This window comes from Clostridium lamae (assembly GCF_033043255.1).
Lineage (GTDB): Bacteria > Bacillota > Clostridia > Clostridiales > Clostridiaceae > Clostridium > Clostridium lamae.
This window is the reverse complement of sequence record NZ_JASCQJ010000038.1, coordinates 23616-36603: the sequence shown is the minus strand read 5'-3', so window position 1 is coordinate 36603 and position 12988 is coordinate 23616. Positions and strand designations below refer to the sequence as shown.

The following is a 12988-nucleotide window of genomic DNA, read 5'->3' as shown; positions in this document are numbered from 1 at the left end:
AACTTGTTTATTTCTTAGATATAGTTTTCTATATCTATATTCTTTTTATTCAATTTAAAACTACTACTACTATCAAATCTTTTATATAAAAAATACTATTTTTACAAGTAACTTTAATGTGTAATTTGTATATATTTTTTATAATTTCTATGCTATTATTATTTTTAGAGGTGAATAATTGTGAAAAAAATTGTGAAAGTTATAGATGCAATTATTGAAAATGATAAATCTGAAGTTCTTTGCACTTTACGTTCAAAAGATATGTCTCTTTCTGGTCTTTGGGAATTTCCTGGTGGAAAAATTGAAGATGGTGAACCACCTGAAAAAGCTATAATTAGAGAGATAAATAAAAAACTAGGTTGTAGAATAAAAGTTAATTCACTATTTACTGCAACTACATATGAATATGATGATTACATATTAAACTTAATGGTAGCTAAATGTACTCTTTTAGGGGACAATCTATCTCCTACTGAATATACTAAATTGTTATGGCTACCTATAGAGTACATACCAAGTTTGAACTGGAATCCTACTATTATTCCAACCGTGAACAAACTTATATTAAAACATAAAAAGAATTCAATATCAAATTAATTAAAAACCACCTTAAGATACGGTGGTTTTTAATTTTCTTATAAATGTTTGGATTTTTATTCCTTGCATAGTAAAGTTTTTTTCTACTAAAATTAAAATATAAATCTTAAATGCTATATTTAACAAAGAGTAATTATGCACATTAATATTACTCCAACAAAAAAATAAATTTTCTAACATTTATCACTTTTCATCTGTAGGAGGAGTCTATGAAATCACATAAAGAATACATAAGTCATGTTAATAATTCTAGAACCGTAGTTGTATTTATTCATGGAATACTAGAGGGCCCAAATCAATTTAATGATTTTATAGAAATAATAGATAATAAAATATCGGTTGTTAATCTATTATTGCCTGGTCATGGTGGCAGTGGAAAAGACTTTAGAAATAGCAATATGACTGAATGGAAAAGTTATATATACAATATCATAGTTGATTTAGAAATGAGTTATGAAAACATATTTATAGTTGGCCATTCCATGGGTGCTTTATTAGCAGTTGACGCATCTCTTAACTATCCTAAAAAAATAAAAGGTTTATTTCTATTAGCCATTCCCATTTGCATACATCTGCAGTTAACTGGTGTTATAAATAGTATTAAAGTTGCCTTTAATTTAGTTAGAAAAAATGACCTAATTGCACTCGCTGCTAAAAAAGTATATAGTATAACTACTAAAAACATATTGACTTTTTTAACTTGGATTCCTAGATATATTGAGTTGTTTAAAGAAGCTAATAATACGAAAAATCGTATATCAAAAATAGATATTTTATTAATTATTTATCAATCTAATGAAGATGAATTTGTTAGTAATCGTACTTTAAATTATATAAATAATAATGATAACATTGAATTACATATTCTAAAAAAATCTAAACACTTTTACTATTGCGATGAAGAAAGAAAAATAATATTAAATTCATTTGTAAATTTCATAGAATCAAATATATAAAAGGATTTCCTCAATCATTATGGAAATCCTCTTTTTTTATTTATCTATATCGTTATACTATTCTTCTTCAAAATATTTTTTTATTTCATATAAATCATTGAATCTTTTGTAACTATACTTTTTTATTTTTTCATCAGCCTCTTTCAAATCAATTACATGAATTGGAGCCATATTCCCTTTGTATGCGGCCTCGATTCCTGCAGATGAGTCCTCTATTACAATACATTCTTCTGGTTTAACATTAAGTTTATTAGCTGCTTTTATAAATATTTCAGGATCTGGCTTTGTTTTTTTAACATCATCCCTACATACGACTTCATCAAACATTTCTTTTAAATTAGATTCTTTTAATTGCTTTTCCATTCTTTCTCTCGATGCTGATGTCGCTAATGCAAGCTTGTACTTTTTATTTCTTAAATAATTAAGTAATTCACTAGCTCCATTTTTTATAGGAATTTTCTTTTCTAGTTCTTCAGCCAAGACCTTATCTTTTTCTTTATACATTTCTTCTATAGGTAATTTTTGACCGAACTCTTCTTTAAATACTTTTTTGACATTTTCTCGTCCAGTTGCTATTACCTTGCAATATATTTCCTTAGTCATATTATACCCATACTTATTAAAGATTTTTGTCCAAACATCTAAATAAATTTTTTCTGTATCAAATAAAACCCCATCCATATCAAATATTACTGTTTTTAATCTATTATTTTGCTGCATATAACCCTCCAATATAACTATGTACAAGAATAGTTATATTACATAACTGGAGTTTATGCAACAAATCAGCGTCTTTCTTCTGAAAATCTAAAAATACTTTCCACTAAATTTATTCTTTACTACATCAGTTACAATTTTAAATTTTTCTTCATTTTCTTTTATTAAATCAATTATTTTTTCTTTAGCTTCTATATACTCTTTATCATTTTCTTCATAACCTACTATCCCCTTAGATAAAGTATGAAACTTCATAAATATTATAGGATGCTTTTTAGCAAACGACTCCATTTCAGAAATATGTCTTTCTTCTTTAGTTGCATTTTTTAACCATTTAAAAAAATAATCATAATTATTATTCATCTTACACCTCACTTAACTATATAAATATATTGTTTACTAGATTAGTTTCATATTATACTAAAAAATAAAAACTTCTTTTATAGCTAACTCAAAACTATAAAAGAAGTTTTTAATCGTTTATTCTTTAATCATTTTACTCATTTCATTATTTAAAACATTGCGTATAGCTTTGGCAACACCTAAATTATCATTAGAATCTGTTATGTATTTTGCAATTGCTTTAACTTCTGGGATTGCATTTTCCATCGCAACAGTTTCTTCAAATATTTCAAACATAGAATAGTCATTAAAACTATCACCTAATATCATAACTTCTTCCCTCGCTATGGATAATTTTGTTGCAACTTGTTCTAAAATTATACCCTTTTGAGCATTTATATCTGTTATTTCTATATTATCTCTAAAAGAAGAAGATACAGCTAACCCTTCTATTTTACTAATCTCTCTTTTCATTTTATCTATTAATTCTATATCATTATTGAAAGCAACAAACTTTCTTATCTCTATGTCGTCAGTGAAGAATTCATCTAAATTATCTATGTACTTTAAAACTGTAAAAAAGCTTAGATTTTCTGATATTTTTCTTGCTTCATTTTCTGTCAAGTCAGAATTGAAACTCATAGTCCTATATGTTACCTCTTCTAAGGCCTTTTTTCTTGTAGAAGTAGTAAATACACCTTTGTTAGTGAAAATTCTTGGTGAAACCTTATTTTCAACTAAAATATCTATTATTCTTCTAGCAATTTCTAAATCTATATTAATAATATCTAATATATTCCCTTCCTCGTCTCTATACTCAGCTCCATTAGAAAGAATACACTGTGCCTTAATATCATGCTTATCTAACACTTCCTTTACACTATCATATTCTCTTCCAGTAGAAATTGCAAATATTATACCTGCCTCTTCTGCTTCTCTAATGGCATCTACAGTTTCCTTATCAATATCATGATTACTATTTAATAATGTTCCATCCATATCCGATGCTATTAGTTTTATCATATTACTTTACCTCCTAATTATTTGACCTTCTATTATATCTTAAATCTTACTACACTTATTATATAAATAGAAGTAAACTCTTTCCAAATGCAAAAAAATTCAGTAACTAAACTCTATAGTTACTGAATTACTATTAAATTGAATCAATCCACTTTATAGCTAATTTAAACCAAGATTCTACATGTGTATTTATATGATTAAGATCATTTTTATTTGCAGAAGTTTCATCGCAAAGACTTAATCCATGTACGCCACTTGGATATATATGAAGCTCAAAAGGTATTTTATTTTCATTTAAAGAATTAGCAAATAATAATGAATTTTCTACTGGTACAGCTCCATCATCAAATGTATGCCATAAAAAAGTTTGTGGTGTATCCTTAGATACTAATTTTTCTAGAGAAAGTTTTTCTCTTTCTTCTTTACTTGATTCTTCTCCTAATAAATTTTCGAAGGAACCTTTATGTGCAAATTCTCCACTTGTAATAACTGGATAGCCTAATATCATTCCATTAGGTTTAATATTGCTTTTCTTTATTTTTAAAGCCTCTGATATAAAATCTTTGTTCCATAAAACTCCAAGACTTCCTACCAAGTGCCCTCCTGCTGAAAATCCACAAACTATAATCTTATTATTATCTACATTCCATGTTTCACTCATTTCATGAACATAATTCATAGTAGCTGAAAGTTCTAATATTGCAGATGGAAATCTATTAGGAGCAACACTATATCTTAGTATTATTACATTAAAGCCTTCTGAAAGAAACCTAAAAGCTACTGGTTCAGCTTCTCTATCAGAAGTTCCTACATACCCACCACCAGGACATATTACTATAGTTGTTCTTTTTTTATTTATATTTATTTCTTCACTATTATCTGGAATATAAACATTAATATAAGCACTACTATCTTTTAAATTATTATTTATATCACAGATATTTATCTTTTCACATATCATTATATTTTCTCCTCTTCCTAATTAATTTACGACTCTATATTAATTTTATGATAACCATATTTATTAACTTTCTTTGTATATCCTTATAAAATGTATATTTTTATTATACATTTATTTTCGTAACATTATACAAATATATGTTATTCATAACCTTATATATACAAAAGCACATAAATTCCTAAGCTTTAATTCAAAAAAATTTATGTGCTTATTGATCTATTCTGATTCAACTTTATAATTCGTTAATAACTTTAATTACATTTTCAACACTAAATCCAAACTTTTCAAATAATAAATCAGCTGGAGCTGATGCTCCAAACGTATCCATAGTTATATATTTACCATCAAATCCAACAAACTCTCCCCAACTTAATCCTGAGCCTGCTTCTATAGCAACTCTCTTAGTCACGCTTCTTGGTAGAACTTTTTCTTTATATTCTGAATCTTGCTCTTTGAATAAGTCCATACAAGGCATACTTACTACCCTAATTTTATCACTTCCTAATTTCTTCTTCGCTTCAATAGCTAAAGCCACTTCAGATCCAGAAGCCATTAATATAATTTCTGGTTCACCATTAGAGTCATCTATTATATATCCACCCTTCATAGCTTCTTTATTTGAACCTTCTATGTCAGGAAGATTTTGTCTTGATAAAACTAAAGCTGTAGGTGTTTCTTTTGATGTCATAGCCATATACCAAGCTATATTAGTCTCTGTTGCATCACATGGTCTAAATACATTAAAGTTAGGCATTGCTCTAAGCATTGTTAATTGTTCAACTGGTTCATGGGTTGGTCCATCTTCTCCAACTCCAATGCTATCATGAGTTAATACATATATTAATGGTAACTTCATAAGAGCTGATAATCTTGCCATTGGCTTAACATAATCACTAAATACGAAGAATGTTGATACAAACGTCTTCAAACCACCATGTAACATGATTCCATTTCCCATAGCAGCCATAGCTAGCTCACGAACTCCATAATGTATATTTCTACCACTATAATTATCGCTACTAAAATCTCCAGCGCCATTTAAATATGTTTTAGTTGATGGTGCTAAATCTGCAGCTCCTCCCATAAAGTTAGGAAATAAATCTTTAATTTTATTCATTGCAATTCCAGATAAGTTCCTTGTAGCATTAGCTTTCTTATCATATTGCCAATATTCAGAACTTTCATCTAATACTTTTGCATAATCAACATTAAAATATTTATCCCATAATTCCTTCATTTCTGGGAACTTCACAAGATAATTTTCAAACATATTATTCCAAGCTTCATATACTTTGTTAGCTCTTTCTTGTTCAGATGATATATGTTTATAAACTTCTTCATCAACATAGAAATCTTTATCTTCAGCTAAACCTAGATTTTTCTTTAATTCTATTACATTATCTGCTCCAAGAGGTTCTCCATGAGCACTTGCTTTTCCTTCTTTTGCTGGACATCCCTTACCTATCTTAGTTTTTACTTCGATAAATGATGGTTTTCCAACTGACTTCTTAGCCTCATTAATTACACTTAAAATCTCTTCAAGATTATCTCCATCTTCTACCTTAAATACATTAAACCCAAAAGCTTTCATTCTCATTTTTACATCTTCAGTAAATGCAATATCTGTATTTCCTTCAATAGATATATTATTTGAATCATAAAACACAATTAACTTGTCTAGTTTAAGTGTTCCTGCTAATGAAAAGGCTTCTGATGAGATCCCCTCCATCATACATCCATCTCCACCTAATACATATGTATAGTGGTCTATTACTGGATATCCTTCTTTATTAAATACTGCTGAAAGATGTTTTTCTGCCATCGCCATACCTACTGACATTGCCATACCTGCTCCTAAAGGACCAGTTGTAGCTTCTATTCCAACAGTATGTCCATATTCTGGATGTCCAGGCGTTTTAGAGTCTAATTGCCTAAACCCTTTTAAATCATCAATAGTTACTCCAAAACCGAATAAATGAAGCATACTATATAATAGGCTAGATCCATGTCCCCCTGAAAGAATAAATCTGTCACGATTTACCCAATTAACGTCTTTTGGTGTACAATTCATTACTTTTGACCATAATGCATATGTCATTGGTGCTGCTCCTAAAGGTAAACCCGGATGTCCAGAATTAGCCTTTTGAACTGTATCAGCACATAATCCTCTAATGGTATTAACAACTTTTCTATCTAAGTCCATACCTGCTCCTCCCTTATCTAATATTCTCTTCATTTATAATTCTATCACTATTTTTATTCATTTTGTATGTATATAATAATTTTTATCAAATTAATTCTATTTCTTATCAATATTAATTACACTCTTCTTAAACTTAACAATAAAAATACCTGCTATTCAGACTACTATAAATTATCCAATCCAATATGTTGTTTAAGCAAGAAAAATGTATTTCTGTTGTGACTATTTTAGATAAAAAAATAGCACCTACATTAATGTAGATGCTATTTTATTTACATAATCACACTATACCTTATTTGTACAGCTTTTTTAATATCTTTATTAGTGGGTATTAACTTTAGACTTTATAATAGGAATTGCTGTTGCTATAGCTAAAATTAGCAATAATATTATACCCATACTATTACTAGCTGCAAATCCATTTGGTGTCATAGGAGTTATAATTCCTGTCACTTGTAGTATTATACCAATTAACCCTATTATTGATCCACCTGCAACAAGTCCTGAAGACAAGCTTATTCCATTAGAAACTCTAGCTTCTTTTTCCTTATCACTATTACTCATCTTTTCAACTAATACACGAATTAATGCTCCAACAAGTATAATTGATGTTGTTGATATAGGTAAATAAAATCCAATTGCTACAGTCATTATTGGTAAGTTTGCCATGAATAAAAATAAAGCCATAACTACACCAACTAAAATCATTGGCCAAGGTAAATCTCCAGACATTATACCTGAAGTTAAAGTAGCCATTAAGTTTGCTTGAGGAAGTGCAAATTGTGCATCTGCTCCTGTAACTGCTAGTTGGTTTGAAAGTAACATTATAGTTCCTGTAACCACAATTACACCTACTATACTTGATATAGTAAAGGTACTTAGCATTTCTTTTCTACTTCCACCTATTAAATAGGTTACCTTTTGTGATTGACTATATCCACCTGCTGCTGAAATTGCTACAACCATAAATGATGCAAATAAAAGTAATGATTTATTATCTGCTTGAGATGTCCATCCCATAACAACAAATACTAATGTTAAAATAACTAATGATGCTATTGTCATACCTGATACTGGAAGGTTTGAAGTTCCTATTGTTCCTGTTAAACGTCCAGATACTATAACAAATAATAAAGATAATATCAAAGCGACAATCACAGCAATTATTGCCATTTTAATGCTTTCTGAAATTAAAAATGCTGAAATAAATGCAACAATAATACCAACTAAAAGTACAATTATCTCTGCAGAACTCTTATCTGAAGTATTATCTGAACTAGATTTTGATTTTAATGTTTCTTTCACAGAAACAATTATTGTTGGAATAAGCTTAAGGGCACCTATTACTCCACCACATAACATCATTCCTGCACCTATATACTTAACATAGCTTCCTGATATTGCATTTACATCCATTTGATTAAGGAATACTGATGCATTATTCCATGATACAATATTTTTATCAGCTAAGTCTGTGAAATATCCTATTAATGGTGCAATCCCAAAATTAGCTAATATTGAACCTGCAAACATAGTTAGTGATACTTCTAATCCAACTATAAATCCTATTCCTAGTAAAAGTGGATTTACCTCAACAGAGAACTTCCACTTATAAAATTTACTTCCTACATAAGTAATAGTATTATTTATTATATTTAAAAATGATCCAGTTAAAACATTTATAATACCACTTATTGCAAATCCAATTCCCATGAATTTTATAGCTTCTCCGTTTCCTTCAGATGCTACAAGAGTTTCAGATATTGCTAATGACTCTGGATACATAAGATTACCATGTTCTTCTACTATCAAATAGTTATAAACTAGTGACATAGCTCCTATACCAAATAGAACTCCTCCCACACCTACTACTAAACCTTCCATAAAAGTAATATTATTTCCAATTAGTATAATTGCAGGTAAAACAAAAATCATACCACTTGCTATGGATTCTCCCCCACTAGACATACCTTGTGTTATGTTTTTGCCTAGAATTCCTTTGCTACGAGCAAATATTCCTATTAACATTGATCCTATTATTGCACCTGGGATACCCGCTGCAACAGTTAATCCTGATTTCATACCTGAATAAGCAGTAGATGCAGCAAAAATAGCTGATAATACAATACCGATTATTGTAACAGATATGTTTGTTCCTTTTCTTGACTTATCCGTAATATACGGAACATATTCTTTCCCATGGACCCCACCATAAGCTTCTTTTGGCAACTTTTTATTCATACTAATTCTCCTTATTTTATTTATTTTATTATAATTAGTATAACCATTATATTATATAAAATAACCATTTTATATACTTTTTAAAAATATTCCTTTAATAAATCAAATAATATTATATAGTAATCCTTTTCATTATTTTATCATATCTTGAAATTAGTCGAATTATGATTAAAATGAAAATATTTAATATTTCTGATAAAAATAAATGTCATAATACGATATATTTGGGTGAAGTCTGAAATGTTCAAAAGCAGTAGAAATATTAGTGTGAAACTAAATTTTCCTACTGCTTCTTTTCATCAGCTTTCAATTACAGTTATTTTTTTATCTATTTCAGTTCTTTTTCGAGGTTTTGGGACTATATCTGGATAGCCAATATGGAGAATAGCTGCTATTTTTTCTCCTGGTTCAACACCAACACCTTCTCTAAATTCTGGTAGAGTTAAATAAGAATCTGTCTTCCAAAATACACCGACCACTCTTTCCCAAGCTGCAAGTTGGAAATTCTGAATTAATGCACATGTAGCTGCATAATCTTCCTCTCTAACGAAAGGCTGTGGATCTTCAGGCATTACAACAAGTATATGTGCTGGTATAGATGCAAAATAATTTTTCAATTCTTCAGGACTTTTCTTCATTTTTGGTCCTTTTGATGCTACATCAAAAATTAAATTAGCTAATACTTCTGCTCCTTCATTATGATAAATAATAAATCTCCATGGTTCTCTTAACTTATGATTTGGAGCCCAGCTAGCTATTTCAAGTAACTCACTTAATAATTCTATAGATATACTATCTTTTTTAAATTTTTTTACTGTTCTTCTCTCTCTAATCAATTGTGACATTGGATATTTTGTAGTCATACTAATAAATCCCTCCATTTATTTTTCACACCATAAAATCAGCTTAATATTCATTTAAAATCTATATAATACAAATATATTTATCATTAGTTATAAATTTTAAAACGACAAACAAAAAGCATTAAATGATAATGATTATCATTATTGTTATTTTACTACTTTCATATTTATATTGTCAATATAGTGAAAGGGTTTTCCACAGTATTCTTTATCTTATATCAAAAAAGTGCAGTAAATTACTAACTATATTTTTATTCTAGAATATGAAAAATTAATTAACAATTTTATCACTTATGTAATATACTGTAATGCAGATATTTTTAAGTTGAAACAAATAATAAATATGGAGATGAAAATATTTATATGAGTAATAAAACAAATCTTGACTATAGTTGTATATCATCAAACCATACTGATCTAATGAAAGAATGTTCAAATCTTCTATATAGAATTCCAGTTTTCCTTAGCCATCCAAGTAGATTAAACACAAAGCAAAGTGAATTTGTTGAGAATATAATTAAAGAAATTCGTACAGCTCTATTATTTCCAAGAACATTACCTGTTACTGAACAATACCCTGAACCACCATTAACTAATATAAGAAGAATGATACTTTCAAGCTATGGTTTTATAGCACTTAACCTAGCTCAAAGAGAAGTTAATGTATTACAAAACAATTTAGGACAACCTCTTGAACTAACTACTTGGGAAGGAAGTCCTTTTGCCCAAATAGAGCCTGCTATGGCTTTTCAATTTGGTCTTCCTATGCTTTTAATTAGAGAATCTACTATAGAACAAACTGGAATATGGTCTTATGGAATAGGACCATTTTTATTATTAGAATGGAATTCCAATTTACCTTTATCAGATTTCTTTACTAGTAATGCTTGGTTAGAAATTTTTCAAAATTGGATTTCACAAGTTAGAAATGGATTTTACCTTCAAACTCAACCCCCTTTCCAATATAATTGTACTAGGGATGGTATGAATTAGAGTAAATAATAATTTGGAGATGTTATTCAACATCTCCCCACTTTACTTAATCATATAGTTTTATAAAGCCTTTAGTTATATGGATACTTGTGATTGCAATTATAATATTATAAATTTTCTAAAAATTTATTGACAAATTAATATAAAAAACTTAGAATAAATACAATTAATTAAAAGCAAAGATAGAGACAAGTAAAAAAAGTAACCACCAACAGTGAGCTGGAGATAGTGTAAACCCAGTGGAAGGCCTTTTTTGAATAACACTCAGTAGCTGCAAACTGAAATATCTTTTTATGTTAAAAGATAAATTAGGGGCGCCGTATTCCATGCGTTATATGGATACCAGTAGTGGCTGGGAAGAGACCTTTTATGGTAATTTAGGTGGTACCGCGGATAAGCATCAATTCGTCCTATTATTAAGACGATTGATGCTATTTTTTATATTTAAGGGGGCTATTAATATGTGTACAATTATGTGTTACGCAGGAAAAGACATTGAAATGGAAAAAATTGAAGAGGCTTTAAAAAGGACTGAATCTAGAGGGCCAGATATGACAAAGATACTAGCTCTGCCATCTGGGGTGTTTGGATTTCAAAGACTTTCTATTATGGATTTAAGCACTAGTGGAATGCAACCATTCACAAATAAGAAAGATGCTGTTATCTGTAATGGAGAAATTTATGGGTTCCGTGAAATTAGGAAAAAATTAATGAAAAAGGGCTATACCTTTATATCTGATAGTGACTGCGAAATACTACTTCCAATGTATTATGAATATGGATTAGATATGTTTTCAAAGTTAGATGCTGAATTTGCAACTATTATCTATGATGGGGAAAACGATACTTACGTTGCAGCTAGAGATCCAATCGGAATCCGTCCATTGTTTTATGGATATTCTAAATCTGGCAAAATACTTTTTTCAAGTGAAGCGAAAAACTTAGTAGGTCTTACAGATAAAATTATGCCATTTCCTCCAGGCTATTACTATGCTAATGGTAAATTCACATGTTACTGTGATATTACTGAAATTGATGGAGACTATTGCAAAGATAAATTAGAAGTTATATTTCAAAAAGTCCATGATAAATTAATATCTGGAATAGAAAAACGTATGGATGCTGATGCTCCAGTAGGTTTCTTATTAAGTGGTGGCTTAGATAGTTCGTTAGTATGTGCCGTTGCACAAAAATTACATCCTGAAAAACCAATAAAAACTTTTTGCATAGGTATGACAGAGGATGCTATTGATTTAAAATATGCTAAAGAAGTTGCAGATTATATAGGTAGTAATCATACAGAATTCTATATGACAAAAGAAGAGGTTCTTAACTCTTTAGAAGAAGTTATAAAAATTCTTGGAACTTATGATATAACAACAATAAGAGCAAGTATGGGAATGTATTTACTTTGTAAAAAGATACATGAAAATACTGATGTTAAAGTACTATTAACCGGTGAGATTTCTGATGAGTTATTTGGATATAAATATACTGATTTTGCTCCAAATGCAGAAGAATTTCAAAATGAATCTAAGAAAAGAATAAACGAGCTCTATATGTATGATGTTCTTCGTGCAGACCGTTGTATAAGCTCAAACTCTCTAGAAGCAAGAGTTCCTTTTGGAGATTTAGACTTTGTAAAATATGTTATGTCTATTGATCCAGAAAAGAAATTAAATAAATATAACATGGGAAAATATATTTTAAGACGTGCCTTTGAAGGAGATTATCTTCCAGAAAATATTTTATATCGTGAAAAAGCAGCCTTTAGTGATGCTGTAGGACATTCTATGGTGGATTACTTAAAGGAATATGCAGAAGAAAAATATTCTGATAAAGATTTTGAAATCTTATCTAAAAAATATGATTACCACTCAAAACCATTTACAAAGGAGTCTTTATTATATAGAGAAATATTTGAAGAATATTATACAAACCAAGCAGAAATGATAGCAAATTTCTGGATGCCAAATAAGTCTTGGGAAGGCTGTAATGTAAATGATCCTAGTGCAAGAGTATTATCAAACTATGGAGATAGTGGCAAATAAAATGTAAAATGAATAATGTAAAATGTAAAATGGAGGTGAAA

At 29.0% G+C, this 12988-nt stretch carries 11 protein-coding genes and 1 other annotated feature; of the genes, 4 read left to right on the top strand and 7 right to left on the bottom strand.

Annotation, left to right across the window (positions count from 1 at the left end):
• The first annotated feature begins 180 nt into the window (after positions 1-180).
• Together QK892_RS14735 and QK892_RS14730 are read left to right on the top strand one after the other, a co-directional pair.
• Positions 181-597 carry a (deoxy)nucleoside triphosphate pyrophosphohydrolase gene (locus tag QK892_RS14735; RefSeq protein ID WP_317274309.1) on the top strand — a complete coding sequence of 139 codons (417 nt, stop codon included), beginning with the start codon at positions 181-183 and terminating at the stop codon, positions 595-597.
• A gap of 209 nt (positions 598-806) precedes the next feature.
• Entirely contained in the window at positions 807-1553 is a 747-nt protein-coding gene (locus QK892_RS14730; RefSeq protein WP_317274308.1) for an alpha/beta hydrolase, read from the top strand.
• A 57-nt stretch (positions 1554-1610) separates the two neighbouring features.
• On the opposite strand, the gene QK892_RS14725 is transcribed toward QK892_RS14730, so the two are convergent.
• The 7 genes from QK892_RS14725 to QK892_RS14695 form a co-directional block, all read right to left on the bottom strand.
• On the bottom strand, positions 1611-2273 hold the full coding sequence (locus QK892_RS14725) for an HAD family hydrolase (protein ID WP_317274307.1): 663 nt from the start codon (positions 2271-2273) through the stop codon (positions 1611-1613).
• Positions 2274-2360: 87 nt separating this feature from the next.
• On the bottom strand, positions 2361-2633 hold the full coding sequence (locus tag QK892_RS14720) for a hypothetical protein (RefSeq protein WP_317274306.1): 273 nt from the start codon (positions 2631-2633) through the stop codon (positions 2361-2363).
• 117 nt (positions 2634-2750) lie between these two features.
• Positions 2751-3635 carry a Cof-type HAD-IIB family hydrolase gene (locus QK892_RS14715; protein WP_317274305.1) on the bottom strand — a complete coding sequence of 295 codons (885 nt, stop codon included), beginning with the start codon at positions 3633-3635 and terminating at the stop codon, positions 2751-2753.
• A 133-nt stretch (positions 3636-3768) separates the two neighbouring features.
• Positions 3769-4596 (bottom strand): alpha/beta hydrolase, encoded by an 828-nt coding sequence (locus tag QK892_RS14710; RefSeq protein ID WP_317274304.1) that lies wholly within the window; start codon positions 4594-4596, stop codon positions 3769-3771.
• 232 nt (positions 4597-4828) lie between these two features.
• Positions 4829-6799 (bottom strand): transketolase, encoded by a 1971-nt coding sequence (tkt, locus tag QK892_RS14705; protein ID WP_317274303.1) that lies wholly within the window; start codon positions 6797-6799, stop codon positions 4829-4831.
• Between the two features lie 321 nt (positions 6800-7120).
• The gene (locus QK892_RS14700; protein ID WP_317274302.1) at positions 7121-9040 is read right to left on the bottom strand and encodes an OPT family oligopeptide transporter; all 1920 of its coding nucleotides are present in this window, start codon (positions 9038-9040) and stop codon (positions 7121-7123) included.
• Positions 9041-9339: 299 nt separating this feature from the next.
• Positions 9340-9903 (bottom strand): nitroreductase family protein, encoded by a 564-nt coding sequence (locus tag QK892_RS14695; RefSeq protein WP_317274301.1) that lies wholly within the window; start codon positions 9901-9903, stop codon positions 9340-9342.
• A 363-nt stretch (positions 9904-10266) separates the two neighbouring features.
• Between QK892_RS14695 and QK892_RS14690 the strand changes: the two genes are divergently transcribed.
• Together QK892_RS14690 and asnB are read left to right on the top strand one after the other, a co-directional pair.
• A complete protein-coding gene (locus QK892_RS14690; protein ID WP_317274300.1) occupies positions 10267-10896 on the top strand; it encodes a hypothetical protein in 630 nt (209 codons plus the stop codon).
• A 170-nt stretch (positions 10897-11066) separates the two neighbouring features.
• Positions 11067-11312 (top strand) — a binding site (T-box leader).
• A 45-nt stretch (positions 11313-11357) separates the two neighbouring features.
• Entirely contained in the window at positions 11358-12947 is a 1590-nt protein-coding gene (gene asnB / locus QK892_RS14685; RefSeq protein ID WP_317274299.1) for an asparagine synthase B, read from the top strand.
• Positions 12948-12988 lie beyond the last annotated feature (41 nt).